This is a genomic window from Aminiphilus circumscriptus DSM 16581 (assembly GCF_000526375.1).
Classification (GTDB): domain Bacteria; phylum Synergistota; class Synergistia; order Synergistales; family Aminiphilaceae; genus Aminiphilus; species Aminiphilus circumscriptus.
On sequence record NZ_JAFY01000005.1, the window covers coordinates 112,426 to 139,280 of the forward strand.

Annotated in this window: 22 protein-coding genes; 2 read left to right on the top strand and 20 right to left on the bottom strand. The window is 61.1% G+C overall.

Going from position 1 to position 26,855, the window contains the following annotated elements:
* Nucleotides 1–127 precede the first annotated feature (127 nt).
* From gatB to K349_RS0107690, 14 genes are all read right to left on the bottom strand, one after another.
* Nucleotides 128–1,600, bottom strand: coding sequence for an Asp-tRNA(Asn)/Glu-tRNA(Gln) amidotransferase subunit GatB (gatB, locus tag K349_RS0107620; RefSeq protein ID WP_029165260.1), 1,473 nt, complete (start codon nucleotides 1,598–1,600; stop codon nucleotides 128–130).
* The gene (gene gatA, locus K349_RS0107625) at nucleotides 1,597–3,093 is read right to left on the bottom strand and encodes an Asp-tRNA(Asn)/Glu-tRNA(Gln) amidotransferase subunit GatA (RefSeq protein WP_029165261.1); all 1,497 of its coding nucleotides are present in this window, start codon (nucleotides 3,091–3,093) and stop codon (nucleotides 1,597–1,599) included. The genes gatB and gatA overlap by 4 nt, the downstream gene beginning before the upstream one ends.
* A 1-nt stretch (nucleotide 3,094) precedes the next feature.
* Complete coding sequence (gatC, locus tag K349_RS0107630) at nucleotides 3,095–3,391, bottom strand: Asp-tRNA(Asn)/Glu-tRNA(Gln) amidotransferase subunit GatC (RefSeq protein WP_029165262.1); 297 nt, start codon at nucleotides 3,389–3,391, stop codon at nucleotides 3,095–3,097.
* 13 nt (nucleotides 3,392–3,404) lie between these two features.
* Complete coding sequence (gene ligA / locus K349_RS0107635) at nucleotides 3,405–5,567, bottom strand: NAD-dependent DNA ligase LigA (RefSeq protein WP_029165263.1); 2,163 nt, start codon at nucleotides 5,565–5,567, stop codon at nucleotides 3,405–3,407.
* Between the two features lie 17 nt (nucleotides 5,568–5,584).
* Entirely contained in the window at nucleotides 5,585–7,096 is a 1,512-nt protein-coding gene (gene lysS, locus K349_RS0107640; protein WP_034265243.1) for a lysine--tRNA ligase, read from the bottom strand.
* The gene (locus tag K349_RS0107645; protein ID WP_029165265.1) at nucleotides 7,059–8,147 is read right to left on the bottom strand and encodes a tRNA dihydrouridine synthase; all 1,089 of its coding nucleotides are present in this window, start codon (nucleotides 8,145–8,147) and stop codon (nucleotides 7,059–7,061) included. The genes lysS and K349_RS0107645 overlap by 38 nt, the downstream gene beginning before the upstream one ends.
* Nucleotides 8,134–8,922 (bottom strand): type III pantothenate kinase, encoded by a 789-nt coding sequence (locus tag K349_RS0107650; protein WP_029165266.1) that lies wholly within the window; start codon nucleotides 8,920–8,922, stop codon nucleotides 8,134–8,136. Before K349_RS0107650 ends, K349_RS0107645 begins: the two co-directional genes overlap by 14 nt.
* A gap of 69 nt (nucleotides 8,923–8,991) precedes the next feature.
* Complete coding sequence (locus tag K349_RS17975; RefSeq protein ID WP_157367332.1) at nucleotides 8,992–10,470, bottom strand: ComEC/Rec2 family competence protein; 1,479 nt, start codon at nucleotides 10,468–10,470, stop codon at nucleotides 8,992–8,994.
* 50 nt (nucleotides 10,471–10,520) lie between these two features.
* Nucleotides 10,521–11,249, bottom strand: a complete 729-nt coding sequence (locus tag K349_RS16750) for a ComEA family DNA-binding protein (protein ID WP_029165268.1) — start codon at nucleotides 11,247–11,249, stop codon at nucleotides 10,521–10,523.
* A gap of 3 nt (nucleotides 11,250–11,252) precedes the next feature.
* Nucleotides 11,253–12,725, bottom strand: a complete 1,473-nt coding sequence (gene miaB, locus K349_RS0107665; protein ID WP_029165269.1) for a tRNA (N6-isopentenyl adenosine(37)-C2)-methylthiotransferase MiaB — start codon at nucleotides 12,723–12,725, stop codon at nucleotides 11,253–11,255.
* Nucleotides 12,726–12,802: 77 nt separating this feature from the next.
* The gene (gene rd, locus K349_RS18680; RefSeq protein ID WP_084460283.1) at nucleotides 12,803–12,964 is read right to left on the bottom strand and encodes a rubredoxin; all 162 of its coding nucleotides are present in this window, start codon (nucleotides 12,962–12,964) and stop codon (nucleotides 12,803–12,805) included.
* Nucleotides 12,965–13,087: 123 nt separating this feature from the next.
* On the bottom strand, nucleotides 13,088–14,188 hold the full coding sequence (locus K349_RS0107675; RefSeq protein WP_029165270.1) for a M24 family metallopeptidase: 1,101 nt from the start codon (nucleotides 14,186–14,188) through the stop codon (nucleotides 13,088–13,090).
* Between the two features lie 112 nt (nucleotides 14,189–14,300).
* A complete protein-coding gene (locus K349_RS0107685) occupies nucleotides 14,301–15,293 on the bottom strand; it encodes an AIR synthase related protein (protein ID WP_029165271.1) in 993 nt (330 codons plus the stop codon).
* Nucleotides 15,290–15,979 carry an epoxyqueuosine reductase QueH gene (locus K349_RS0107690; RefSeq protein ID WP_338022311.1) on the bottom strand — a complete coding sequence of 230 codons (690 nt, stop codon included), beginning with the start codon at nucleotides 15,977–15,979 and terminating at the stop codon, nucleotides 15,290–15,292. The genes K349_RS0107685 and K349_RS0107690 overlap by 4 nt, the downstream gene beginning before the upstream one ends.
* A gap of 177 nt (nucleotides 15,980–16,156) precedes the next feature.
* Here K349_RS0107690 and K349_RS0107695 point away from each other — a divergent pair, with 177 nt between their 5' ends.
* Nucleotides 16,157–16,792, top strand: a complete 636-nt coding sequence (locus K349_RS0107695) for a lysophospholipid acyltransferase family protein (RefSeq protein WP_029165273.1) — start codon at nucleotides 16,157–16,159, stop codon at nucleotides 16,790–16,792.
* A gap of 361 nt (nucleotides 16,793–17,153) precedes the next feature.
* On the opposite strand, the gene K349_RS0107705 is transcribed toward K349_RS0107695, so the two are convergent.
* The 3 genes from K349_RS0107705 to K349_RS0107715 are packed head-to-tail and all read right to left on the bottom strand — an operon-like array spanning nucleotide 17,154 to nucleotide 21,313.
* On the bottom strand, nucleotides 17,154–18,440 hold the full coding sequence (locus K349_RS0107705) for an MFS transporter (RefSeq protein ID WP_029165275.1): 1,287 nt from the start codon (nucleotides 18,438–18,440) through the stop codon (nucleotides 17,154–17,156).
* Nucleotides 18,441–18,452: 12 nt separating this feature from the next.
* Nucleotides 18,453–19,370 (bottom strand): tRNA (adenine-N1)-methyltransferase, encoded by a 918-nt coding sequence (locus tag K349_RS0107710; protein ID WP_029165276.1) that lies wholly within the window; start codon nucleotides 19,368–19,370, stop codon nucleotides 18,453–18,455.
* Nucleotides 19,367–21,313 carry a transketolase gene (locus tag K349_RS0107715; RefSeq protein WP_029165277.1) on the bottom strand — a complete coding sequence of 649 codons (1,947 nt, stop codon included), beginning with the start codon at nucleotides 21,311–21,313 and terminating at the stop codon, nucleotides 19,367–19,369. The genes K349_RS0107710 and K349_RS0107715 overlap by 4 nt, the downstream gene beginning before the upstream one ends.
* Before the next feature lie 360 nt (nucleotides 21,314–21,673).
* Here K349_RS0107715 and K349_RS17980 point away from each other — a divergent pair, with 360 nt between their 5' ends.
* Complete coding sequence (locus K349_RS17980) at nucleotides 21,674–22,240, top strand: carbonic anhydrase (protein ID WP_029165278.1); 567 nt, start codon at nucleotides 21,674–21,676, stop codon at nucleotides 22,238–22,240.
* Between the two features lie 579 nt (nucleotides 22,241–22,819).
* Here K349_RS17980 and ald read toward each other — a convergent pair.
* The 3 genes from ald to K349_RS0107745 form a co-directional block, all read right to left on the bottom strand.
* On the bottom strand, nucleotides 22,820–23,944 hold the full coding sequence (gene ald / locus K349_RS0107735; protein WP_029165279.1) for an alanine dehydrogenase: 1,125 nt from the start codon (nucleotides 23,942–23,944) through the stop codon (nucleotides 22,820–22,822).
* 165 nt (nucleotides 23,945–24,109) lie between these two features.
* Entirely contained in the window at nucleotides 24,110–25,234 is a 1,125-nt protein-coding gene (alr, locus tag K349_RS0107740) for an alanine racemase (protein ID WP_029165280.1), read from the bottom strand.
* A 58-nt stretch (nucleotides 25,235–25,292) separates the two neighbouring features.
* Nucleotides 25,293–26,669, bottom strand: a complete 1,377-nt coding sequence (locus K349_RS0107745) for an alanine/glycine:cation symporter family protein (RefSeq protein ID WP_029165281.1) — start codon at nucleotides 26,667–26,669, stop codon at nucleotides 25,293–25,295.
* Nucleotides 26,670–26,855 lie beyond the last annotated feature (186 nt).

Consider the following 26,855-nt stretch of genomic DNA (forward strand, 5'->3'; position numbering starts at 1 on the left):
ATTACCACAGCGCTACAGGTATGTTACGTCCCCGAACAAACTCCGTCAATGCGGCAGGCCCGAGCCATTGCGACAGTGCCAACTCCGCCTGCTCCCGGGAAAGGGGAAAACCGGACAGCGGAAACGGTCACTGCTCTCCGCGGAGCATGTCCTCGAGAAACTGCAGCACGCTCTCCGGATTCGCCTGTCCCCGGGCCTTCCGCATGACAAGCCCCTGGAGAAATCTGATCTTCTTGCCCTTGACGTCTCCTCCGGAACGGATTTCCGTGACCACATCGGCGTTCTCTTCCAGGACGGACTGCAGAAGGTCCTTCAGAGCATTCTCTCCGAGATTTCCCGAGGCAATGCCGCACCGCCGGGAAGCCTTTTCAAAGGAGAGGTTTTCTTTGCGCATCGCATCGAACACCTCTCTCGCCGCCGTCACAGACAACTCACGGCGCTCCACCGCGGCGAGAAGCGATGCCAGTTCCACCGCCGCGACGGGGAATGCGGCCATGCCACCCCCCACTTCATTGAGAACACGAAGAACTTCCGTGCGGATCCAGTTCGCCGCACGGGAAGGGGTAACCCCGGCACTCACAAGGGCATCGAAGTATTCCGCCAGGCACCGATCCTCCAGAAAAACGCCCACGTCGTCGCCGGAAAGACCGAAGGTGGAAGCATAGCGCTCCCGTCGCATCCAGGGTAACTCGGGAAGAGTCGCGGCAATGGACGTCACCCAGGATTCCTCGAAAAAGAGTGGTGGAAGATCCGGATCGGGGAAGTAGCGGTAATCGTGGGCCTCTTCCTTGCTCCGCGAGGAACGGGTGTGCCCCGAAACATCGTCCCAGTGGCGCGTTTCCTGAAAAACGGTCTCTCCCTTTTCCAGGACGGCGGTCTGGCGGACAATCTCGAAATCGAGAGCGCGCTCCAAGGCACGGAGAGAGTTCATGTTCTTGATCTCCACCTTGCTTCCCCAGCGCCCGTCGGAGCACTTCACGGAAATGTTCGCATCCACCCGGAGCGACCCCGATTCCATGTCTCCGTCGGACACGTCGAGACAGCGCACGAGACGGCGGAGTTCCGCCACATATTCGCGGGCCTCCCGGGGAGTACGGATGTCCGGCTCGGAGACGATCTCCATGAGCGGAATACCCGCCCGGTTGTAGTCCGCCAGGGAATGGTCCGCCCCGGAAAGCCTGCCGTCACCGCAGGCATGAACAAGTTTTCCCGCGTCCTCCTCCATGTGCACCCTCGTGATGCGGATGCGGTGGACAGCCCCGTCCGTTCGGACGTCCAGGGAGCCGCCCAGGCCGAGGGGAAGGTCGTATTGGCTGATCTGGTATGCCTTGGGGAGATCCGGATAGAAATAGTTCTTCCTGTGAAAGCGGGTCCCCCTCTGTACGGAGCATCCCAGCGCGAGGGCAGTACGGAGGGTGAACTCCACGGCCCTCGCATTCGGCACGGGCAACGTTCCGGGAAGACCGAGGCAGACGGGACAGACGTTCGAGTTGGGAACAACCCCTATGTATCCGGTAGGGCAGGCGCAAAATAGCTTTGTCGCCGTGGCGAGCTGCACGTGGATCTCAAGACCGATCACAGGTGTGTAGGAACGGGTCACGACTGTTCACCTCCCTTGGAGTGCGTCTTCGCCTCAAGAGGCGCAATCCGTGGTATGCCGAAATGAGATTCGAGCACGGCGGCGATTCCGAGAAGCTGCTGCTCGCTCCATGCTTTTCCCACGAGCTGCACGCTCAGAGGAAGGCCGTTTCCGGCGTACCCCGTACAGAGGGAGAGCCCGGGTAAGCCCGCGAGGTTCACGGGAAGAGTGAAGACATCCGTCAGGTACATGCGAATGGGATCGTCCACCAGTTCGCCCCTGGAGAAGGGAAGACAGGGCGACGTAGGCAGGAGAATTGCATCCACGCCGGAAAAAACCTGCGCGAATTCCTGCACGATGCGGCGCCGAACCTTCTGAGCGGTCAGGTAGTACGCATCGTAATATCCGGAACTCAGCACATAGGTGCCGGTGAGAATCCGTCGCTTCACTTCCTTGCCGAATCCGGCGCCACGGGTCCGAAAATACTGCTCCAGCAGCGTGTCGCCTTCGGCGCGAAGCCCGTAGCGGACCCCATCGTAGCGGGCGAGATTGGAACTGGCCTCGGCGGGAGCCAGAATGTAGTAACAGGCCAAGCCGAACTCGATGGTGATGGGCAGGGAGATGTCCACCAACTCGGCCCCCGAATCCTGGCAGATCCTGGCCGCGTGAACCAGCGTGTTGCGCAGCTCCGGATCCACGTCGAATCCGGAGAATTCCTTCACCAGCCCGATTCGCCTGCCCCGGAGCGAATCGGTCATCATGGCGTCGAGATACCGCGGGCGCGATTCGGTGCCGCACGTGGCATCCCTCGGGTCCGGCGCGGCGATGACGTCGAGGGCGAGAGCCAGATCGCCCACATCCCGTGCGAAGGGGCCTATCTGGTCGAGAGACGAGGCAAAGGCCACAAGACCGTAACGGCTCACAAGACCGTAGGTGGGTTTGAGCCCGTGAACACCGCAAAAGGCGGCGGGCTGCCGGATGGATCCGCCCGTATCGCTGCCCAGCGCGAGCGGCGCAAAACCGGCGGCGACAGAGGCGGCGCTTCCTCCCGAACTGCCTCCGGGCACGCGGGAGAAATCCCAGGGATTCGCGGTGAAACCGAACGCGGAGTGTTCCGTGGAGCTTCCCATGGCAAACTCGTCCATGTTGGCCTTGCCGAGGATCACCGCTCCCGCCGCCTCGAGAGACGTGACCACCGAGGCATCGTAGGGGGGGATCCAATTCTCCAGCATTCTGCTGCCGCAGGTGGTCCGCACTCCCCTGGTGCACATGTTGTCCTTCAGGACCACCGGAACACCCGCCAAAAGCCCCGGCTCCTCACCGCGGGCATGCCGCTCGTCCAGCTCCGCCGCCCTACGCCGGGCTTCTTTTTCTGTCACGGTGAGCAGAGCGAAAATCTCCGGATTGTGGGCCTTCAACCTGGCAAGATGTGTCTCCACGACCTCGGAGACGGAAAGCTCCCCGCGCACCACCGCTTCGGTGATACGCCACGCGGGCAACTGCCAGAGTTCCATGTCACTCCGCCTCCCCGAGAATGCGCGGAACCCGGAAGAAATCGCCCTCCCGGACCGGCGCCGCATTGAGGGCCTCATCCCGGAGATCCCATGTCCTGGGGATGTCGTCCCGCAGGAGTGTCTTCCTGACCTCGTCCATGGCGAAGGGATCCACGTCGGTCACATCGAGGCGTTCCAGTGAATGGAACTGCGCGAGAATGTCATTGAAATGCCTCTGGAAGGAAGGGATCTCCTCCTCGTGGACTTCCAGCCGTATCAGGGCGGCCACGCGCCGTACCTCGTCCTCGGAAACAGTCATGCACAACGCCTCCTCACTCAGGAAGACCCGAAACATCCTCCACCTCCGGCGCCGGAGAGGCCGCGAAGGGAAAATCGTCGTTCCGGAACGGTTTGATCATCTGCCAAAATTCCTCCTCGGAAACAATCCTGCAGCCGAGGGCCGTCGCTTTCTGGAATTTACTTCCCGGGTTGCGGCCCACGACGACGAAGGATGTTTTCGCACTCACACTCGAGGTGGGAACGCCGCCAAGACGCTTCACCAGTTCCTCCACCTCTCCGCGGGTCGCTCGCTCGAGATCCCCGGTGAAAACGATCCGCATGCCGAGGAAGGGACGTTCCATCGGAAAATCCGCATCCTCCTCCGGAGAGGAAGCCGCTTCCATCTCCCAGGCAACGCCCTTTTCCCTGAGGCGCCGGAGCATGATTCGGTTCTCCGGATCCTCCACAAAGGCTCGCACCGACGCAGCGATGCGGGGACCGACACCGTCCACGGCGGCGAGTTCCTCCTCCGTCGCGGTCAGAAGAGCCTCCATTCCGCGGAATCGCTCGACGATCAGCTCCGCGGTCCTGCTCCCCACGTGCCGGATACCCAGCGCAGCGAGTAGTCGGGCAGGAGGACGGCGGCGGGACGCTTCGATGGCCGCGACCAGCTTCCGGGCCGAGGTCTCTCCCATGCGCTCCAATCCGGCAAGATCCTCTGTGCGAAGATCGTAGAGATCCGCCAGGTTCCGAACCAAGTTCCGTTCCACGAGCTGGTCCACAAGCTTTTCCCCAAGGCCGCGGATATCCATGCCGCTTCGCGAGGCGAAATGACGGAGTCCTTCCTTGATCTGGGCGGGGCAGGATCTATTGGGACAGCGAAGCGCCACCTCGTCGGGCAAGGTCACCACCGGAGAACCGCAGACAGGACAGGTTCGGGGGAGCAGAAAGGGGGGTGGATCGTCTTTTCGGGCATCCCGATCCACCCGGACGATCTCCGGGATGATCTCCCCCGCCTTTCGGACCCACACATAGTCCCCCACGCGAACGTCTTTGCGCGCAACCTCGTCCTGGTTGTGGAGACTCGCCCGCTGGACCACCGTGCCCGCGAGATGAACAGGCTCGAGAATCGCCACGGGGGTGAGAGTTCCCGTGCGGCCCACGGAGACGACGATCTCCCGAAGAAGCGTTCGCTTTTCCTCCGCGGGATACTTGAAGGCCACTGCCCAGCGGGGTGCCTTGGCAGTCCGTCCCAGAACATCCCAGAGACGGAGGTCGTCCGCCTTGATCACCACACCATCAGTGACGTAGGGCAAAGAAAAGCGCGCCTCCTTCCAATGAGCAATGAACGCGCAGACCTGATCCAAAGACTCGACCCTCCGGGACGAATCCTGAACGGGAAAACCGAGATCCCGGAGCCATTCAAGCGTCTCGATCTGGCCTGCAAGCCCCCGCTGAATTGCATCGGGGACAAAATAGGCGAAGAAACGGAGTTTTCGCGATGCCGTCACGGCAGGGTCAAGCTGGCGCAACGCTCCTGCGGCGGCGTTGCGTGGATTGGCGAAGAGCGGCTCCTCCCGCTCCTCCCGCTCTTCGTTAAGAGCGGCGAAATCCTCCCGGCGCATGTAGACCTCTCCGCGGACCTCCAGTCGTCCGGGAACAGTCTTGCGGAGGGCAAGGGGGAGACCTCGGAGGGTTCTGAGATTCGCCGTCACATCTTCGCCGACGAGGCCGTCACCTCGGGTGGCTCCGCGGACGAAAAGACCGTCCTCGTACAGCAGGGAGACCGCCAGACCGTCGATCTTGAGTTCGCAGGCGAAACCGCGGAGGCCATCCCGCCACAGGTGTCCCTCCGCTTCACGGAGGCTTCGTGCCCAGAAGGCCCGAAGTTCCTCCTCGGAGAAGACGTTGTCCAGGCTGAGCATGGGTGAGAGGTGCGCGACCTTGACGAACCCCTCTCGAGGTGCTCCGCCGACCCTCCGGGTGGGTGAATCGGGCGTGACCAGGTTCGGATGTTTCGCCTCCAACTGCTGCAATTCCCGGAGAAGCGCATCGTAGACATCATCCTGAAGCTCCGGCGCATCCTCCACATAGTACAGGTATTCCGCCCGGGTGATGGCGCTGCGAAGCTCCAGAATGCGGTGCGCCGCTTCGTCCTCCGTGGCACCCGAACCGTTGTTTCCGCCCCCCGGGCGCAGGTCATCTCTGTCGGGCATGAGGACGCAACCCCCGGTCATTCCCGCGGACGCATGGCTGGGAAGAGGATCACGTCCCGAATGGAGCGGGAGTCGGTGAGAAACATGACGAGACGGTCGATGCCGATGCCCAGTCCACCCGTGGGAGGAAGCCCGTACTCCAGGGCGGTGACGAAGTCCTCGTCGAAGGCGTGGGCCTCCTCGTCGCCGGCCTCTTTCTTCGCCTGCTGATCCAGGAAGCGCTCCTTCTGGTCGAAGGGATCGTTGAGTTCGCTGAAGGCGTTGGCCACTTCCTTGCCGTAGACGAAGAGTTCGAAGCGGTTGGTATAGTCCGGATTGTCCGGATCACGCTTGGCCAGGGGAGAAATCTCCACGGGATGCTTGAGCACGAAGGTGGGCTGCACGAGCTTCTCCTCGACGAATTCCTCGAAGAAGCGACTCAGGAGCAGAAAACGGCTTTCCTTTCCCGTGATCTCGAGCCCTTTCCGCTTCGCCGCCGCCCGGGCCTCCTCGTCGGTCTCGAAGGCGCCGAAATCCACGCCGCAATGGTCCTTCACGAGGTCCATCATGGTGGCTCTGCGGAAGGGAGGCTCGAAACTGAGAGGCGTTCCCTGGTAGACCGTCTCCCTTGCCCCGACTTCCTCCGCGGCGGCCACGATGATTTCCTCCGTGAGGTTCATCATGTCCTCGTAGTTTGCGTAGGCCCAGTACACCTCCATGGCGGTGAACTCCGGATTGTGCATGGTGTCGACACCCTCGTTGCGGAAGTTCTTGCCGATCTCGTACACCCGGCCGAACATTCCCACGATGAGGCGTTTGAGGTACAGCTCCGTGGCGATCCGGAGATACATCTCCTGGCTCAGTGCGTTGTGGAAAGTGATGAAAGGTCGTGCGTTGGCGCCGCCGGCAATGCTGGAGAGGATGGGAGTCTCCACCTCGAGCGTTCCGTGATTCTCCAGCACGCGTCGCACCGTGTTGATGATGCGGGAGCGCTTCCGGAACGTCTCCCGCACCTCGGGGTTGGCGATGAGATCCACATAGCGCTGGCGATAGCGCACTTCCGTGTCCTTCAAGCCGTGCCATTTTTCCGGCAGGGGACGCATGGCCTTGGAGAGGAGCGTGAAGGATTCCACGAGAATCGTCAGTTCCCCCCGTTGCGTCCGGAAGGGATGCCCCACCACGCCGAGAAAATCCCCCATGTCCACCCATTTCTTGAAAAAGCCGTACTCCTTCTCACCGAGAACGTCGAACTGGAAGCAGAGCTGAAGACGGCACGTCTCGTCCTCCATGTGCGCGAAGGAGGCCTTGCCGTGCTTGCGCAGGGTCATGACGCGACCGGCGGTGACGATCCGGGCGTCCTCCGCGTGCTCGTTCTCCTGAAGTCCGCCATAGGTCTCGAGAACGTGGGCAAGAGAGTGCTCCCGGAGGAAGCGCTCCTGGACGAAGGGGTCGTACCCTTCCTCGTTCCGCAGGCGTTCAAGTTTTTCCCTGCGCTGGGAGAGAATCTCCTCCTCAGGCATCTGTGTGCTCTTCTGTTCCTTCTCCTCCATAATCGTCGCTCCCTTCAACCGTTTCCTGCCATGCGCGCAGCACCGCCGCCACATCGTCCACCGTTCGCAGCGTACTGATGGTGGTGCGTAAATGGGCCGCTCCACGCGTGCCTTTAAACATACCCGAGAGAAAGCGCTTCATCAAGGAGAGCGCTCCTCTTTCTCCCTCCCGCTCCTCCATGCGAAATCCAAGCTCCATCAGAAGGCCGACGCGATCGGCCGGCGAGGGCAGACAGAGCGCCGGTTCCACAGGATATTTCAGTGCGGCGAGGCTTCGGGGAACCAGAAAAGGATCCCGCATCCCTCCCCTGGCAACGAGAACCCCCACACAACCTCGACGGAGGTACTCCAGCACATCCTCCACCCGGTAGACATCGCCGCTGCCGCTGATTTTTCCCGGAAAAGCACGGGCGATGCGCTCCACCGCATCCCGATCGGCCTTTCCGGCGTAGAGCTGTTTCTGGGTTCTTCCGTGCACGGAGACATGGTCTGCCCCAGCCTCGAAGAGCATCTCCACGAAGTTCTCCGTGGACAGGGGATATCCCTCGGCACAGAGGCGTATCTTCACCCATACGGGAAGGCCGAACTCCCCGAGGGCTTTCACCATGGCTTCCGCGATGTCCGGGGTTTCGAGAAGCCGGGCGCCCTCGCCCCGGCGAAAGACCTTCCGCACCGGGCAGGCCATGTTGAGCTGCAGCACCTGCGGGAGAGCACCCCTGGTCAGTGCGACGGCGGCCCCTCGACGAACATCCTCGGCACCGCAGCCAAAAAACTGGAGCACGAGAGGCGCCTCTCCCACCTCGGGAAGCATGCGCACCGTGGTACGGTTGCCGTGAAGAAGCCCGGAAAGACTGATCATCTCCGTGTGAGTCAATCCTGCGCCGAGACGGCGAAACATCTCCCGCACGGGAAAGGTGCTCACGTCGGCGAGCGGCGCAAGCCAGAGCGGGTTCGCCACGGAAACACCGCCCACGAAGATGCCGCCCGTCGCGCGTTCCAAAGGGCATTCCGTCTCCGTCACGAGGCGGGCAGGCCTCTCAGGCAAGGACATGGGCACTCCTGTCGGGGCAATTCCGAAGGAAGAGCAGGCGCAATCCCTCCAGAGTAAGCCAGGGCTCCACCGTGCCGATGGTCTCGGAGAAGGGAGCCACCGCCAACGCCTGCCCTCCCGTCGCCACGAGGGGTGTCCGTACTCCCAGCTCCGCCCAGATTCGCCGCGCCAGGGAGTCCACGAGCCCCGCATAGCCGAAGAGAATGCCCGACTGGATGGATTCCATGGTCGTGCGCCCGATGACCGAGGGCGGCGCCTCCAGGGCGACCTTCGGCAGTTTCGCCGTCTTTCCGAAGAGCGCCTCCATGCTCACGGAAAGTCCCGGAGCGATCGTTCCTCCGAGATAGGCCCCGTCTCCATCCACCACATCGAGCGTGAGGGCCGTGCCAAAATCGGCAATGATGAGGGGAAATCCGAATTTCGCCACACCTGCGACAGCATTCACAATCCGGTCCGCTCCCACTTCAGCGGGAGCACGGTAACGAATCTCCATTCCCAAATCAAGGGAAAGTCCCACCTTGAGACATTCGATGTTCAGGGCGTTGCGGATTCCCTCCTGCCAGGGCGCCTCCAGGGGAGGAACGACACCCGCCGCAATGGCACCCCGGATACGGCTCGGGGCAACCCCTGCCATCTGCATCAGGTTCAGAAGGAAGATCGTCAGTTCATCCGCGGTACGCCTCTCGGACATGAGGCGCCAGGAGTGACGCAACACCTCTCCTTCGTAGATGCCCACCACGGTATTCGTGTTTCCCACATCCAGCACGAGCAACATCGTCTTTCCACCTCCGCATCCACCACCGACACGAGGAACGCGTTTTGTTCCCCTTTCGGTCCTCCGGCGTCATGCTCCGAAGAACGCCATGACACTTCCGCTCAGGATGATCGAGATCAGGAATGTCCGTCTCCGGTCGATTCCGCAACTTCCAAGGACAAGAGCCGTCACCAGAAAGACCGTTCCGCCTCCCAGCAGCCGCGACCATTCCAGCGAGGCGGAAAGGAGCGTCGCCGCACCGTCGGCGCCTTTTTCCCACCAGAGGAAGAGCCATTCCATCGCTCCTGCGGCATATTCGCCACCGGGAATTCCCAAAAGGGCCGGCAACGCCGCAAGGGAAGCAAGGGGGAGCAGGACAGCGAAGACCGGAATGGCAACCATGTTCACAAGTGCGCCCGCAAGAGGAACGGGACCGAACACGGAGGCGCTGATGCCCGCCGTGGCGATCCATGCCAGCAGTCCCGCCGCGATTCCCTGTCGTGCCACGGAGAGAGCGCTTTCCTCATTTCCGCCGGGTTTGCCCGCGTCCCGTCGCCCGAGAAGATCCGCATAGGCTCCGAGAACGAGAACCGCCGTGACGGAAAGACGCCACCCCACATCCTGAAACCACCAGGGGCGCCACAACAGAAGCCCTGCGGCGACAACCGCGACGGCGTTCGTCACACCGCTTTTCCTGCCGAGGAACGCTCCCGTCAGAAAAAGCTGCACCATCGCCGCAGCACGAAGTGCACTCGGCCCTGCTCCGGCGAGGAGGGCATATCCCCACACAAGCCCCCCCGCAAGGAACATCCCGAGACGTCTTTTTCCCAGGAGGACCCAGACGAGAGCAGCCACGAGACCGACATGAAATCCCGAGACGGCCAGAAGGTGAGAAGTCCCCCACCGTCGATGCAGTTCCGCAAGCTCCGGATCCCGGCCTCCGAGCCACGCGGCGAGGAGGTGGCCCCGAACGCGACGTGGCAGCTCCAGCAGGATACGACGACGCAGAACGGAGCGCCAGGCGGCGAGGCTCGCTCCGGAAGCGCCCTCGTTGCGAACCGAGTAGGGACGCAACACTGCACGGACACCTCTCGCCCACCAGAAGGGACGCATGTCCAAGGAGCCGTTTCCTCTTTCCAGTGGTTCCGCATATCCCTGCACGGACAGACGGTCACCCTCTCTGTGGCCCCCGAAGGGCGACACGAAGAGAAGAAACCGCCCCTGGGGCAGATCGAGGAGAAGAGCCCGCATCCTGCCCCAAGGGCGCTCGAGCGTGACCGTTCCCGTTCCCGAAACGCCTCCGGCGAAGCGAGGAGGTGTCACCATCCTCCAGGCGAGGAAAACGCATCCCAGTGCGGTGACGAGAAAAAGCGTTCCCATAACGGCACCGTTCCATCTTGCGAGCGCACTGCCACTGCCGACTGTTTCTCCGGGTTCCGGAAAAGACTGCGTTCCCGCCGCGACATCCGTGCCCGTCCCGCTCCCAAGCAGGAGCAATCCCGCCGCAAGCAGAACTCCGACCCCCGTCGCGGGAATCGCCGGGACGCCCAAAGCAGAAACCCAAAGCACGGCGCTCCAGGAAAAAAGCGGAAGCAATGCCGGACAAAGGGCGACGAACTTCACGGGCCTACGGTCACAAAATCCTTCAAGGCTTCGAACTTCTTGGAACCGATGCCCCGCACGCGCTGCAAATCCTCAATCCTGCCGAAGGGACCGCGAGCCTCACGGTCCGCCACGATGGCCGCCGCAGTCTTGGGGCCCACACCGGGAAGCTTTTCCAGATCCGCCTCCGTGGCAGTGTTGAGGTTGATTTTGACCGCGCTCCCCCCCGTTCCCACGGAGCCAGGCCTTGGCGGCACGGAGGGGGCGGAAGCACCGGCGGACGGGACTCCTCCGGAAGAATCGTGCCGTGGCTCCTCGCCTTTCCGCGGCACATGGAAATGAACCCCATCCGCCAGGGGTGCCGCGAGATTCACCGCTTCCGTATCCGCCTCGCCGGAAAAGCCGCCCGCCCGTTCAAGGGCCGCATAGACCCTCGACCCCGCAGGGAGGGCATAGACACCGGGACGGATCACGGCGCCGGTGACGTAGACGAACCACTCCTCCGGAACGGATGCGGAAGGCCGTACAGGAGACGGCGCCGAAATCCTCGCGTTGTCGCTTCCGGAACCGGTTTTTTCCTCCGGGTTCTCCCGGGTGCTCAGAAAAGGCAACGCGGAGCCCGCTTCGGTCGTGGGTGCTCCTCCGTGCCATCTTCCCGCAAAGAGGCCAACAAGCCCCCAGGCGGCGAGAAGACAGGCCACCCCAGCGGCAAGAACGAGCATCCCCCGGATCCGTGGAGAGAACATCGCTTACACGTCCTTTTCCGGGCAAAAACAGCAGGCACAGGAAGAGGAGCCACAGGGTATCACCGCCGAGAGGACCTCCGGCGGCGTTCCCGGGGCCATGCCCGACGGAGGAGCGGTGTTTCCGGCGGAAACGCCCCGTAGAGGACGACGATCCGCAGAAGGAAGGATTCGACCTCTCAGACACCAGTGCTCACCCTGGAGGATTTCCACGTGAACGAAATGTCCCAGGAGCGTCTCGGGAGCCTTCACCAGAACGACCTTGTCGTGAGGCGTGCGCCCCTGGAGGAGCCCACCGCCACGGGGAGCATGACCGTCCAGAAGCACCTCGAACACTCTTCCTTCGAGGCTTTTGTTGATTTCCAGGGAGATCTCGCGCTGCAGCGCATTCACGACGCGAAGACGCTCCTGTTTCACTTCCTCCGAGAGATGGCCTTCCATGGACGCCGCCCGCGTACCTTCCCGGATCGAATAGGAGGCGGTGTGCACCATGTCGAAGCGGAACCGCTCGAGACATGCGCAGGACGCACGAAAATCCTCCTCGCGCTCCCCTGGAAAACCCACGATGAGATCGCTGGTGATCCCCGGAGCGACGAGGGTGCTTCGGAGCTTGTCGATGAGAAGGGCATATCGCTCCACGGAATATCCCCGGTTCATGAGAGCGAGAATACGATCGCTTCCCGCCTGGAGAGGAAGGTTAAGGGACGGGCAGACGGCGGGTTCCTCCGCCATGACGGCGATGACATCGTCGGTGAGATCCTTTGGATGGTTGGTGGCGAAGCGGAGGCGTTTCACGCCGGAAAGGCGTGCCGCCTGCCGCAACAGGAACGCGAACGTCCACCCTTCCGCGGCGCCGTCGGTGCCGTAGCTGTTGACGTTCTGTCCGAGAAGCGTTATTTCCTGGACGCCATCGTCCACGAGCGCCCGAATTTCATCGAGGATCTCCCCGGGAGAGCGGGACTGAAAACGCCCCCGCACATAGGGGACGATGCAGTAAGAACAGTAGTTGTCGCAGCCGTGGGCGATGGAGACAAACCCTTTCCAGGGGTTGTCGCGTCTTGTCGGAGGCACGCAGAGATCACGCACCTCCCGGGGATCTTCGTCGAGGAGAAGGCGGAGCGCTCCGTCGGCAAGGCTCTTCTCCAAAGCCTCGGGGAGATCTCCCAGATGACGGGGACCCACCACGACCCGAATCCAGGGAAAACGACGGGCCATGCGCTCGCCCACACGAGCAGCCATGCACCCCGCCACGGCAACAAGGGGGTATTCCGCACCCTTTCGTTCCGCACCAACCCTCCCCAGCTCGCTCCACACCTTCTGTTCCGCCTTGTCGCGGATGCTACAAGTGAGAAAGACGAGCACCCGTGCTTCCTCCTGCGACGTCTCGGTCCAGCCTCGTTCGACGAAGGCTGTGCGGAGACGGTCCGCGTCATAGACGTTCATCTGACATCCGAACACCCGCAGGGAAAAGGACGTCACAGAAAACACACCTCCCAAAAAAGAAAGACGGAGGCCCGTAGGCCTCCGGCGCGTCCGCCTTCAAACGACTCTCAAGCCTACTCCGCAGGTTCGAACATGTCCTTGGCAACACCGCAAACAGGGCAAACCCAATCCTCGGGAATATCTTCGAAGGCCGTTCCCGGTGCGATACCGGAATCGGGATCTCCGTTAGCAGGATCATACACGTACCCACATACCGTGCAAATGTACTTCTTCATGCGTCAAGGCCTCCTCTCGGCTGAAAAAGTTGTACGCCTCCGGCAATTATAGAAGCCCCTGAGGTAAAACACAACCGAAGAGAAACTCGTCCGGCACGGAACGAACGGAAAGGGCACCTGCCGTCAGATCACGAAGAGTTCCCTGGACAGATACTCGGTAAGGCAGACCGCACCGCTCTCTTCCATGAGGTAGTTATCCTCGACGCGCACGCCGCCCCGTCCCTCAAGATAGACGCCCGGTTCCACCGTCACCACATCCCCCACCTCCAGGATCTCCTCCGACCGGAAGGAAAGACGCGGTGCCTCGTGGACCGAAAGGCCGATGCCGTGTCCGAGGCCGTGGGAAAAACACTCGCCCATGCCCGCCGCAACGATGACGTTTCTCGCAGCCTCGTCCACCTCCCGCACGGCGGATCCCGTGCGGAGCGCCGCACTCCCTTTCGCCTGGGCCTCCAGGATCAGGGCATGCATGTTCCGCGCCCAGGGATCCGCTTCTCCCAGGGAAATAGTGCGGGTGATGTCGCACACGTACCCTTCGTAGCGAGCACCGAAGTCGACGGTGACCCATTCCCCACGCTCCATGGAGCGATCCGTGGGACGCCCGTGGGGCAAAGCACTTCTCGGACCCGAGGCCACGATGAAATCCATGGTTCCCCAGCCACCATCCGCTCCGGCTTCCCGGAGCAGAAACTCCAGAAGGGCCGCAACACGGCGTTCCGTCATTCCCGGCTCCAGCCGCTTGAGCATCTCGAGAAAAGCGAAGGATGCCCGCTTCGCCGCCTCCTCGATAAGACGACGCTCCTGTGCATCCTTGCGACGGCGGAGCCGGGGAAGCAGGTCCGACACGTCCTCCCACCACACCCCCATGTCCGCAAGCCTCCGGTACGTGGCGAAGCTGACCTTGTCTCCCTCGAATCCCACGGACTTGAGATGCCTACGCCGCAAAAGATCACCGAGGACATCCAGAAGCCCCTGTCCCTCCTGAGGCACCAGGGAGAAGGGGCTCTGACGGCGCGCCTGGGCGAGATATCTTCCGTCCGTCACGAGAACCGCATCGTCCCCGGTGACGAGAAGTGCGCCGCTCGTCCCCCGGAATCCCGAAAGGTAATAGACGCTCTCCCAATTCACACCCTCTTGAAGCAGAAGAACGAGGGCATCCACGTTCCGTTCCGCGAGTAAAGCCTGCACCGCGATAACCCGACGCCACACATGCTCTCCCGCCATCAAAGATTGCCTCCGTCGCTCAAATCGCCCTCCCGAACCGTCGTCGCACTTTTCCCGCAACAGCGGGCGAGAAAGAAAAAGCACAGAGCGGAAGAAGGGAACAAAAGGCACATCAACGAGGCACCTCCATAACCAGCAGTCTCCAGAGTTCCTCCCTCGCGTCGAAGGAAACGTTTCCTCCTGCCTCCACGAGATTTCCCACCACGGAAAAGGGAATGCCCACTCCGGAGAGGCAACGGCACGCCTCGTCCAGATGCTCCGGGGGCAGCACCGCGAGGAGCACACCGGAGGAGATGAGGTGCAGCGGATCGAAAGCGAGCGTTTGTGCACAGCGACGCGTGAGCGGATGCACAGTCACCGTTTCGGGCAGGAGCCGAACCTCGGCCCGGGAGAGGCGTGCAAGCTCTCCGAGTCCTCCGAGAAATCCCCCCTCCGTCGGATCGTGAAGAAAGCGTGCCCAGGGACGAAGAATCCTTGCCTCGGGCAACACGGACAAAAAGTCGCCCCAGGAACGGATCTCCCGGATTTCTTCCTGGGTACAGCAGACGGCGAGAAGGTCCGGGCGGTCCGCGGCGAGAATGGACATCCCCTCCAGGCCGACGTGCTTGGTCATGAGGAGCACATCCCCAGGCCGCATCTCCTCTGCTCGAAGACAGCGCTCCGCATAGCCGAGAAGCGTTCCCGAGAGCACCGGCGCGGCATAGCGGTCGGAAAACTCCGTATGCCCCCCCACAATGGCGATGTTCAGTTCCAGGCAGGCCTCGTGCATCTCCTCCATGAACGCCGCCGCGTCGCGCTCGGTCATGTTGCGGGGGAGAATCATGGTCACCAGTAAATACGCCGGTTCACCCCCCTTGGAAGCCACGTCGTTGGCGTTCACATGCACGAGCAGTCGCCCCGCCCCTTTCGCGGCCCCCACCACCGGATCGGAGGCGACCACGAGAAACGGTCCTCCCGGAAGGGCGATGACCGCCGCATCCTCCCCAACGGCGGGACCGACCAGTACATCCTTCCGGGGACTTCCCCGAAAGGCGAGGATATGCTCCTCCAGCGCCCGAGGAGCCATTTTCCCCGTCGGCGCCCTAGAATCTCTCTCGATGGTCATGAAAACTCAACTCCTCCGTTCCTCTCGTTGCGGCTGTACAGACATCCGCAATATCCCTGGCGGTAGAGACCGAGACGACGGCTTTCCTCCACGGAGCGTGCGAAACCGTTTCCCTTCCGCCAGATTCGATGAAGCCACCGAAGTCCGAACTGTTCCGCCACGGCGACTCCGATACGGTTGATCTCGTCGGGGTTCTTGTGGGGACTGATGGTGAGAGTCGTGCAGAGAACGCGGCATCCCCGGCGCAGAGCCTCCCGGGCGGCGTTCTCAAGTTGAAGCCGAAAACAGCGCCGACAGCGCTCGCCTCCCTCCGGCTCCGCCTCAAAGGGAGCAAGAAGACGAAACCACTCCTCCGGCGCGTAGTGCTCCACCACAAGACGCCGATGTTCCGAGGCAAGGCGTCGCACTGCGGCGAGGCGCAAGAGGTATTCCTCTTCGGGATGGATGTTCCCTCCATAAAAATACCCCGTAACAGTGAAGGGTTCCTCCTCCAGCGTCGGCCAAGGAATCGTCCCATCGGGCGCACAGCAGAGATGCAGAAGAAGCCCTTCCGTCTCCTTCCGCAGTTCCCCCCCACTGTCCTTCGACAGCGGCAAACCCGGCACGCCCCCTTCCGGGAAGAGACGTCCCGCAGCCCCGTTCCACCTGATGTTCTCCCCCGTTCCCTCGCGAAGACGCTTCCGCACGGATCGACAGACCTCCATACCGGCAGAATTTTTCGAGCAGGAAGTATCCTGTCGGATGCGCCCCGCTCCCACCTGTGCTACTGTCTTTTTCATCCCGGTCCGGAAAGCGAACCGTCAGGAACATCAGAAGAAAAAACGCTTTCCGAACACGTTCTTTTCGTCAGGAGGTTTTCCACAATGCTCTATTTCTTGGTGAAATGGTTCTGCCGTCTCGTCTTCACCGTCTACAACCGGCTCCAGGTGGAACAACGCGACCGGATTCCTCCCGGAAAGCCTCTCCTCCTCGCCTGTAACCACTGCAGTTACCTCGATCCCCTCGTCGTAGGCGCCGTCTTTCCCTACAGGCTCTCCTACGTGGCCTGGGACGATCTTTTTCGAAGGCCCGTTCTGAAGTGGCTCATTCCCCATCTGGGAGCGATCCCCGTCTCGCAGGAGGACCACCAGAGCGCGGCGGCAATCCTCAAATTTCTCCTCGGACTTCTTGCCGAAGGCGAACGGGTTCTCATCTTTCCCGAGGGAAAGCGATCCCTGGACGGACAGCTCCAGCCCCTCGAAGGAGGAGTGGCGCTTCTCGCCCTGAAGATGGGCGTACCCGTCCTTCCCCTCTTCGTGAAAGGTACCTTCGAGGCCATGGCTCCCACCATGAAGATTCCCCGTCCTAGGAAGATCCGCCTCCGCTACGGTGAGCCTCTCGATCCCGCGATACTTCCTTCGGACATCCCCGAGCGGGAACGCCGCGCACAGTTTCTCAGGCTTCTGGAGCAGCGTTTTCGTGCCCTTGAGGCCGAAATGCAAAGCACCGCGAAACCATGAGCCCCTCCGCACATGCACCGGCGGCCTCTCAGGAAGTCCCTTCTCAAAGGAAAGGGCTTTCGGAACGTGGGCCGAGAGGAGCCGGATCAGTACGCATCGCTCCTCAACACAACAGGTCACGAAAGTCCCTCGGATGGCGCACTCCGGCGAAGGTCGCCCGGGAGCCGGCTCCACCTCTGTCGCGGTTGGATCGACAATCCGAGCAGAAAAAAGGAACTCCTCCGCGGCACACGACAAAAGGCGAACCGTCTGTTCTTCGAGAACCGTCTCGGAAATGCCGCAAGAGGGAAACCAAAACAGTTTGCGGCTTCGAAGCACTCCAGATAAGAAGAATGCCTTTCCGGACATACGGACACGCTACTCAGGAACTCTTCGAAGCCTCTTCCACAAGACACTCCTCCGTCGCGTTCTTTCTTTCGCGCATCGGCACCTCGACTTTCCGGAGCAGCACCATGCCCGTCAGAAAGAAAAGGACGAGAACGGGAGCACCCACACGAAGCGAGCCGAACAGATCCGCGAGAAGAGCAAACAGAAAGGGTCCCAAAATGCCCGCAAATTTGCTCGACATGTCGTAGAAACCAAAGTACTCCGCGCTCCGCTCGGGGGAAATGAGTTCCGCGTAGAGAGAGCGAGAGAGGGCCTGCGCCCCTCCCTGGACAACCCCGATGGAGAGGGCGAGAACCCAGAAGTGCCAGACCCCATGGACGAAGAGAATACCCAGGCTGATCACGCTATATCCCGCAAGACTCGTGAGCAGCGCCCTTTTCGTTCCCCAGACTTCCGCGAGCCTACCGAAGAGCATGGTGCAGGGAATGCCCACGAACTGGGTCGCCACAAGAGCGCCGAGCAGATGTCCTTCGGCGATCCCCAGAGAACTGCCGAAAATGACACCCATTTTCATGATCGTGCCGATACCGTCGTTATAAAGCCAGAAGGCGACGAGAAAACGCAACTGGTTGGGGTGTTCCCGCATGGACCGAAGCGTGTTCAGGGGACGGCGCCAGACGGCACTGATATCTGCATCCTCCGCCTCGGCGGGCGGCTCGGGCACCCGCCTCAGAAGCGGAAGCGTGAGAAGAGCCCACCAGAGGGCGACACTCACGAAAGCGAGACGAAACCCCAACAGTCCGGGCAGGAGAAACACCATGGCGACATTTGCGACCAGCAGAACACCACCACCGAGATATCCGAAGGCGTATCCGGCCGAGGAAAGTCCGGAGCGCTCCTCCGGGGGCGCGAGATACACGAGAAACGCATCGTAAAAGATGGATGCCAGGGAAAAGGACGCTATTCCCGCCGCCAGAAGCACCAGCCCTGGGCTCCAGGTCCCTTGGGAGAGAAAAGCCATTCCTCCCGTCGCCGCGACACCCGTGGCAGTGAAAACTGCAAGCCCAAGCTTGCGCTTCCCCCGAAGATCTCCGAAGGATCCCGCGAAGGGAGCGATGACGGCGGAGAAAAGCAGCGCACCTCCCGCCACATATCCCCACAAAGCCGCCCCCCGGGCCTCCCCAAGGGGCACCGCGAGAATGCGGGCGTAGAAAAGCGGAAAAAGCACCGCCATGATCGTGGTGGCAAAAGCGGAATTGCCGACATCGTAGAGCACCCAAGCTCTCTGGCAGGGGTTTCGCAGAAAACGTCTCCACTCCATGAGAAACTCCGATCACTCCCGAGACGCCGGGAGCACCTCGCCGTCCTCTTCTCCGACATCCTCCGCCAGGGGAGCGACGTCGGAAGGCGTGCCGCACGCTTCATTCGATGCGGCATCGACAAGCACCTCCGGATGGGCACAGGTTACCGAGGAAGCGAAGATCAAGAATCCCGTATGCCCCACCATGAGATCCTCCGGGCGAATGCGCCGTGGATTCGTCTTGTATCCCCGGAGAAGGATCTCCACCACTTCGATCTGCACGAAGGCATTCGCCTCAAGCGCCTCCAGCGTCTGCTGGATCTGATTGAAAGTGGGCACCAGGATTCCCAGGCGACGCCCCGGCGCAAGGGCACGCTTCGCCTCGGGAATGTACTCCCAGGGATTCTGGAGATCCAGAAAAACCGCGTCGGCTCCCTCCTCGTCGAATCCCTCTCCACCGTCGAGATCGCGCACCTTGAAAACCACCCGGTCGGCGACACCGAATCGTTCGCAGTTGGACCGGGCAAGCTCCGAGAAGGGTTCCCGCCGCTCGTAGCTCACCACCCGCCCCGAAGGTCCCACAAAGGTGGCGAGGATGGTGGTGAAACTCCCGGAACCGCTGCCGCACTCCACCACCGTTGCTCCGGGAAACACGTCCAGGTGCAGCAACAAATATCCTGCTTCCTTGGGATAGATGATCTGGGTGTTTCGTTTGAGACGTCGGGTGTATTCCCCAAGACTCGGCTTGAGCACGAGAAAAGGACGTCCCAGATGCGTGTATATAGTCTCGCCGTAGCCGGAATCGAGGATCGTGTCGTGGGGAATCTTGCCGAGATGGCTTCCCTGGACCGCTCCGGGCTGGAGCCGCACAAGATAGGTCTCACCCTTCGCCGGAGAAAGAAGGAGCACGAGGTCGCCTTCCTTGAGGCGGGACGCGTCTCCAAGGGTCATGAACGGGAACCCGCCAGGCGGCGCACGCCTTCGGCGATCTGTTCCGGAGCAAGCCCCATGGCCGCAAAGACATCCCCCGACGGGCCGGAATCACCGTAACGGTGCACTCCGAAGGAGGCGAAACGCGGCGCGAGTCCGGCATGGAGCAGTCCGAGCCCCACCGAAGCGCCGAGGCCGCTCGCCACGTGATGGTCCTCGTAGGTCACCACCAGTCCTGTGGCAGCCGCGTCACGAAGCATCTCCTCCTCGAGTGCGAGAGGACAGGAAACGACGAGGACCTTCACGGAAAACCCTTCGGCGGCGAGGAGTTCCCGCACCGCGAGAGCTCTCCAGGCCATATGGCCCATGCAGAGGATCGCCCCGTCCGTTCCATCCCGCAGGAGATCCGCTTTGCCGTAACGGAAAACGTATCCGTCACCGTAAAAAGGGGTCCCGTCCTCCCGGAGCAGCACCGGGAGCTTGCTGCGCCCCATGGCGAGACACACGTTGCCTCGCTCGGAAAGAGCGTACCGGGTAGCCTTGTCGGTCTGGTTGGGATCCGCAGGCACGACGAGTTTCCAGCCGAAGGTGTTCCGAAGAAGCCCCACGTAGTCGATACACTGATGCGTCATGCCATCCTCGCCCACGTCAAGCCCCACGTGGGTGAGAACCAGCTTGAGATTCGTTCCGTTGATGTCGTTGAGGCGCTGTTGGTTGTAGACTTCGCAGATGCCGAAGACACCGAAGTCCGCCCAGAGGGGAACCACTCCGCCGAGACTCGCGGCACCCGCCGTGGCGGCGGTGGAATGCTCCTGGATACCCGCTTGAATGAACCAATCGGGACACTTTTTGGCAAAGCCGTCCACTTTCACCGAACCGGCAAGATCGCAGTCGAAGACGACGAGGGGCGTCCGCCCATCCCGCTTGTAGTTGCGCTCGCCCACGTCGGCGAGGGCCTTTCCGAAAGCGGAACGATTGTCTGTTTTGTCCGCCGCTCCGTAGCAAAAGGGCTCTCCCGAATCGAGCACCACCGGGGGAAGCGGGGGGCGTTTCCCTTGCGGCGGCGGCGTGGTTCTACGCCGACGAGCCTCCGCAAGAAGTTCCGGATCCCCGCCCAGTTCTTCCATGGCACGGACATAGAGTTCTCCCGTCGCAGCCTTGCCGTGATAGTCGGGGCGATCCTCCATGAAGCTCACACCATGCCCCATTTTCGTTCGACAGAACAGCACCGTGGGCAGGTCGTCCGTCGCCGCGTCCCGGAGCGACGCGTAGAGCTGCCGCACATCGTGACCATCGCACTCGAGAACGCGCCATCCATCGGCCTCCCAGAGGGACCGGAGGGACGCGGGCATGATCTCCCCCGTTCTCCCGGAAATCTGGATGTCGTTGCAATCGATCAGGGCCGTGAGATTGCTCAGCTTCTCCTTGGAGGCCATGCGCCGCGCCTCCGCGATCTGCCCCTTCACCTGCTCTCCATCACCCATAAGGACGAAAACACGGCCGTCCTTTCCCCGGATCCTCTGCGCCAGAGCGTAGCCGACGCCCGCGGAGAGCCCCTGACCGAGATTTCCGCTCCCCCAGTCAATGCCGGGGACATCCCGCTCCACATGTCCCTGGAAAGGGCTGCCGCAAGACCGGAAATGGGCCAGAACATCCCCGGACTCCACAAATCCCCAGGCAGCAAGAGCCGCATAAGCCCCCGGAGAGGTATGACCGTGACTCACCACCACGAAATCCCTATCGATTTCTCCCCAGTTTTCGGGCGTCACCTTCGCAACACCGTACACAAGAAGATACATCTCCAGACTGGAGAGCGAGCCCGCGGGATGTCCACTGTCGGCAAGGGTAGTCATGGTGACGATCCAGGAACGGCACCGTTTCGCCGCCGCCTCGATCCGGGATACCGTCGCCTCGTCCGGCTCCGGAATGGGGAAATCTCGCAGGTTCACATCGTGCAGTATCATCGTTCCATCGCTCCTCCGCCACAATCGTTCCAAAACGCCCTTCATCCCCCGCGAGGGGGGTGCGACAATCGCGACCATTATAGACGTCCCGCCCCGTTTGGTACACCGAGCACGAGCGGGTTATACTGAAAGAGAGGGAGGAAAACACCCGACATCCCGGTCTTTTCTCCGGAGATGCGATATCGAGAAACAAGATCTTCGTTCTTCAGGCCGTCCTCATTCATTCTTTGGGGAATCTCTGAATAAGACTACGTCAGCCCCGCAGGGCGCCTCGCAGAGCCTGACGCGACCCGAGTCAAGGGAAAGCGAAAGGTCTTTCTTCAGAGCTTCTTTACTTTTCACAACAAGGAGGAACCACCGATGAGAAGGTTACAGCAGGGCTACACCACGTTTCTCGCAAAAAACGAGACGGCTTTCTACGAAAAGATCGCCCAGGGACAGCATCCGCATAGCTTCATCATCTCCTGTTCGGACAGCAGGATCGTGCCGGAGCACATCTTCGGCGCCGCACCGGGAGAACTCTTCGTACTCCGCAACGTGGGCAATCTCGTCACCCCGGAAAATCCCGCCTTCGCCGCGGCACTCACCTACGCCGTCTCCCACCTGAACGTGGAGAACGTGGTCGTCCTCTGTCACGGGGATTGCGGCGCCGTAAAAGGGTCAAAACATCCGGATCACCTTGAGACGGAACTGCAGGAATGGCTCGCGGAAGACCCTTATGACGGAGACACTCTGGAGGCTGCGATCAAGCGCAACGGCATCCGTCAGTTCGAACGGCTCCGGGAGCTTCCCCTCATCCGGCAGGGACAGGTCACGAGAGGGCTCCGCATTCTCCTCCTCTTCTTCGATATCGCCACACGGCGCCTGGAGCGGTTCGAGCATGGAGCATGGGAACCATTTCTGGAAGAACACTCCCCGGACGCATAGACGAAAAACCTTCCAAACCCCTTGCGACCCTTTCGTTGAGTGCAGTCCAGAAGCAAAGACAAGGTCTCGCGAAAGCAACGTCTCCCTGCCGGAAACAGTGCGGAAACCAGACCACCAGCGGCATCCTCAGGGAGTTCCTGCCCAAGGGAAAGGATTTCCGGAGCGTGAGTCGAGAGGAGTTGGATCAGTACGTGTCGCTCCTCAACAACAGGCCGCGAAAGTACCTCGAGTGGCACACTCCGACGGAGCCTCATCGGGAGCTGACTCCACCCCCGTTGCGTTTGCATTGACGATCCAAACCCTGATTGAAGCGTACAGTCACATTCCGCCGTGGAAGCTGATGGTTTCGATCACTGACTTGTGTGACCGATCCCTCTCAGAGATGGCAGAAAGAAAATCGTGGAACAAGTAAAGGAGAAAATCCAAAAAAGCGGAAAGGGGTGTGATCGCCACACCCCTTCCGCTGTTTCCATGAATTCTCTTCCCGCAACTCCCCGACCGCGTTTTTCCCAGGAAGAACCCCTCGCATCAGAAAACGGATGCGGAGACAGTGGAAGAACTTCCCGACGGAAAACGTTCTCAGCAGCCGAGGACCTCCTTTGCGCACTTGTAGAGATTGTTCATGCCGAACGCCGCCGCCACGGGCTCGAAGGTGATGATCCCCTTGTACATGTTGAGTCCTTTGCACAAGGGAACACTTTCCTTGCACGCCTGTTCCACACCCTTATTGGCGAGCTGGAGACCGTACTTGATGGTGTAATTGTTGAGAGCGAAAGTGGAAGAACGGGCATAGGCGCCGGGCATGTTGGCCACACAGTAGTGCACCACGTTGTCCACAACATAGATGGGGTCGCTGTGCGTAGTCGCCCGGGAGGTCTCGAAACAACCGCCCTGGTCGATGGCAACGTCCACCAGGACCGAGCCGGGCTTCATCATCTTGAGATGTTCCCGCTTGACGAGCTTGGGAGCTTTCGCGCCAGGGATGAGCACCGCGCCGATGACGATATCCGCTTCCTTCAGGCCATCCTCGAGGGTGTGACTGTCGCTGTACACCGGGAAGACATTCGCGGGAAGCACGTTGCCGAGGTACTCGAGCCGGTTGGGATTCACGTCCAGAATGGTCACTTTCGCGCCGAGTCCCGCGGCGACTTTCGCGGCATTCATACCCACCACACCGCCACCGAGGACGAGCACGTTCGCCGGGGCGACGCCGGGCACGCCCGTGGGAAGCAGTCCCCTGCCACCCTGTGCCTTGGCAAGGTAAAACGCGCCCATAAGAGCGGACATGCGACCCGCGACTTCGCTCATGGGTTTGAGAAGGGGCAGAGAGCCGTCCGCTTCCTGTACCGTCTCGTAGGCAAGGGCGATGATCTTCTTGTTCAGGCACGCCTTGGTAAGTTCCTCGTCGGCGGCGAAGTGGAAATAAGTGTAAACAAGCTGCTCGGGCTTCATGAGGTCGTATTCCTGGGGAAGGGGCTCCTTGACCTTCACGATCATCTCCGCCGCATTCCAAACTTCCTGGGCAGTATCGAGAATCTTGCCGCCCGCAGCGACGTATTCCTCGTTGGTGATGCCCGAACCGAGTCCGGCATCCTTCTGTACGAACACCTCATGCCCCGCCGACACGTAGGCCTTCACCGCAGCGGGAATCAATCCTACCCGATATTCGTGGTTCTTGATCTCCTTGGGGCACCCGATCTTCATGAAAATACGCCTCCTTGAATTGGTGTTGAGTGGACATGCACCACGAATCCGCCGTTTTCCGAAAAAAACGCCCTTCGGAGAAGGCGGCTTTCGTTTCTCCGGTTCCGTTCCTCCGATCATTGTGCAGGAAATACTCGAGATTCTCCGGGAGAAATGCCGTTCGCCTCACTGACCGTGCGAGTAATACCGCGGAACACGCGGCATGAACAGATTCGGAATCTCATAATTGATCGTGCCGAGCAAAGCCGCCATTTCCTCGGGAGAAATGCGGTCGTCTCCCTGGCTTCCAAGGAGGACAACCTCATCCCCTACCCGTACGTTCGGAATGTGCGTCACGTTCACCATGATCTGGTCCATACAGATGCTTCCCACGAGGGGAGCGCGCTCACCCCGGATGAGGACCTGCGCTTTCATGGCAAGCGACCTCGGATAACCGTCCGCGTATCCCAGAGGAAGCACGGCGATCCGCTCCGCTCCCCTCGTCATGTAGCGCAGACCGTACCCGACACCCCACCCCTGTGGCAGCTCACGGAGAGCCGCCACGGCAGTCTTCACGGAAAAAACCTCCTTCAACTCGAAGGGGTGTTCGCAAAAGTTCGACGGCCACATACCGTAAAGGATCAGCCCGGGGCGGACCGCGTCCAAATGCATCTCCGGGTAGTTGAGCGTTCCCGCGCTGTTGCACACATGGCGCAGCCGCACTCCCACTCCCGAAACCCGTAACTGCTCCAGGGCATCCCCATAGCGACGGAACTGTAAGTGAGTGTACTCACGATCACGTTCGTCGGCAACGGCAAAATGCGTAAACACCCCTTCACAGTCAAGCCCCGGAAGCCCTCGAAGTTGTTCCGCCACTCCAGCGATTTCTTCGGGAAGAAATCCGATACGCCCCATTCCTGTATCGATCTTCAGATGAACCAACGCGGATCGTCCGCTCTTTCGGGCTGCATCGGAGAGCGCCCGGGCGAATTCGAGATCCGTGACAGTCGCGGCGATGTTCCGCTGCACATATTCCTCCGCCACATCCCTGGGAGAAGGCCCCAGAACCAGAAGCGGATCCGCCATTCCCTTTTCGCGCAAGACGATGGCCTCGTCGGGGGTTGCCACGGCGAAACGCTGACACCCAACCTGTTGCAGGGCTTCCACGACGGCGAAAACACCCATCCCGTACCCGTCTGCCTTGACCACGCCCATGACCTGGGTTCCCGTTCCCACGTACTGACGTATGACACGAAAGTTCTGCTGGAGATTGTCCAGACGGACATCCATTCTCGTAGGTCGATAGGCCATGACGCTTCTCCTTTCGTCCCGGACGGGGAGGCTCGTTCCCCGTCCGGGCGAATCGTTCCTACTTCAGAAGACCGCCTCTGTGCTTGTCGTCGAAATCCTTCACCAGCTTTCGGAGTTCGCCGGAGAGCCAGAGAAGGGCAATGAGGTTGGGAATGGCCATGAGACCGTTCATAGTATCCGCCATATCCCAGATGTGCTTGAGGAAGTTACCGCCGCCGCCGTAGGCGCCAATGATGATGACAATGATCCAGAGAACCTTGTACACGGGAATGACCTTCACGCCGAAGATGTACTGGGCACCGGTCTCACCGTACCAGTACCAGCCGAGGATCGTGGAGAAGGCGAACATGGACAGCCCCAGGGAGAGAATCATGACTCCCGTGTCTCCGAGAACGATTTTGAAACCGGAAAGCGTGAGCTGGGCTCCCGTGAGATCCGGATTCGCCGTGAGCACGCCCGTGGTGAGAATGGTGAGCGCCGTGAGGGTGCAGATGACGATGGTGTCGGTGAAGACCTCGAAGAGGCCGTACACGCCCTGGCGGACGGGATGGTCGACCTGGGCCGTGGCATGCACCAGCGGCGCGGAACCGAGCCCCGCCTCATTGGAGAAGACGCCCCGGGCAATTCCCTTGGTAAGGGCGATCTTCACGCTCCATCCTGCCACGGCACCCGGCATGGCCATGGGATCACTGAAGGCGTACTTCACCGCATTAGCTAGGGCACCGGGGATTTGATCCATATGATGGACAAGCACAAGAATAGCACCGATGATGTAGAAGATCGCCATGAAGGGAACGAGATAGGTGGTCACATCGGAGATGCGCTTCAAGCCGCCGACGATGACGAGCCCCGTGAGAATCGCGATGGCGATGCCGGTGTAGAGATGGGGAATGCCGAAGCCGAGATTCAGGCCCTCGGCAGTGGAGTTGGCCTGAATGGCGTTGCCGATGCCGAAGGCGGCGAAGGTGGTGAAGAAGGCGAAAAGCCAGGCAAGCCACTTCTGTCCGACCGCTTTTTCAAGAATATACATGGTACCGCCGCGCCAGTTGCCGAGGGGATCCTTTTCACGGTACCGCACCGCCAGCGTCACTTCCGCGAACTTGGTGGTCATGCCGAAAATCGCGGAGATGAGCATCCAGAAAAGTGCACCCGGACCTCCCAGATGAAGTGCCGTGGCGACACCGGCGATGTTTCCGGTACCCACCGTGGAGGCCAGGGCCGTGGCGAGAGCGGCGAAGGAGGAAATGGATCCTTCGTTTTCTGTCTTCTTACCGAGTTTTCCGAAAACTTCCTTGAACATAAAACCGAAATAGCGAAGCTGGGGAAAGCCGAGGACAAAGGTCAGGTAAACGCCGGTGCCCACGAGAAGCGTGAGCATCCAGGGCCCCCATACGATTCCGTTGACAAGGTCGTTGATCCTCATGACCGATTCCATTTGTCATCCTCCTTTTGTTCATCGGGATGCAAAATGACAGAACGACGCAGAAAAACTCCCATGAAAACGTGAGATGCGTTCCATGTCACCTTTCCTTCAAACGAATCATCCTGGACCTCCGTGATCCGCTCTCCAGTCCGAACATGATCCACCCCCCTTCAGGGAAGTTGTGCCCCACTCCACAAA

Excerpts from the sequence above, each read along its gene's own strand:
- gatA (WP_029165261.1), bottom strand. The coding sequence starts at position 3,093 with ATGGAACTCTGGCAGTTGCCCGCGTGGCGTATCACCGAAGCGGTGGTG.
- gatC (WP_029165262.1), bottom strand. The coding sequence starts at position 3,391 with ATGACTGTTTCCGAGGACGAGGTACGGCGCGTGGCCGCCCTGATACGG.
- ligA (WP_029165263.1), bottom strand. The coding sequence starts at position 5,567 with ATGCCCGACAGAGATGACCTGCGCCCGGGGGGCGGAAACAACGGTTCG.
- lysS (WP_034265243.1), bottom strand. The coding sequence starts at position 7,096 with ATGGAGGAGAAGGAACAGAAGAGCACACAGATGCCTGAGGAGGAGATT.
- K349_RS0107645 (WP_029165265.1), bottom strand. The coding sequence starts at position 8,147 with ATGTCCTTGCCTGAGAGGCCTGCCCGCCTCGTGACGGAGACGGAATGC.
- K349_RS0107650 (WP_029165266.1), bottom strand. The coding sequence starts at position 8,922 with ATGTTGCTCGTGCTGGATGTGGGAAACACGAATACCGTGGTGGGCATC.
- K349_RS16750 (WP_029165268.1), bottom strand. The coding sequence starts at position 11,249 with ATGTTCTCTCCACGGATCCGGGGGATGCTCGTTCTTGCCGCTGGGGTG.
- rd (WP_084460283.1), bottom strand. The coding sequence starts at position 12,964 with ATGAAGAAGTACATTTGCACGGTATGTGGGTACGTGTATGATCCTGCT.
- K349_RS0107675 (WP_029165270.1), bottom strand. The coding sequence starts at position 14,188 with ATGGCGGGAGAGCATGTGTGGCGTCGGGTTATCGCGGTGCAGGCTTTA.
- K349_RS0107685 (WP_029165271.1), bottom strand. The coding sequence starts at position 15,293 with ATGACCATCGAGAGAGATTCTAGGGCGCCGACGGGGAAAATGGCTCCT.
- K349_RS0107695 (WP_029165273.1), top strand. The coding sequence starts at position 16,157 with ATGCTCTATTTCTTGGTGAAATGGTTCTGCCGTCTCGTCTTCACCGTC.
- K349_RS0107705 (WP_029165275.1), bottom strand. The coding sequence starts at position 18,440 with ATGGAGTGGAGACGTTTTCTGCGAAACCCCTGCCAGAGAGCTTGGGTG.
- K349_RS0107710 (WP_029165276.1), bottom strand. The coding sequence starts at position 19,370 with ATGACCCTTGGAGACGCGTCCCGCCTCAAGGAAGGCGACCTCGTGCTC.
- K349_RS0107715 (WP_029165277.1), bottom strand. The coding sequence starts at position 21,313 with ATGATACTGCACGATGTGAACCTGCGAGATTTCCCCATTCCGGAGCCG.
- K349_RS17980 (WP_029165278.1), top strand. The coding sequence starts at position 21,674 with ATGAGAAGGTTACAGCAGGGCTACACCACGTTTCTCGCAAAAAACGAG.
- ald (WP_029165279.1), bottom strand. The coding sequence starts at position 23,944 with ATGAAGATCGGGTGCCCCAAGGAGATCAAGAACCACGAATATCGGGTA.
- alr (WP_029165280.1), bottom strand. The coding sequence starts at position 25,234 with ATGGCCTATCGACCTACGAGAATGGATGTCCGTCTGGACAATCTCCAG.
- K349_RS0107745 (WP_029165281.1), bottom strand. The coding sequence starts at position 26,669 with ATGGAATCGGTCATGAGGATCAACGACCTTGTCAACGGAATCGTATGG.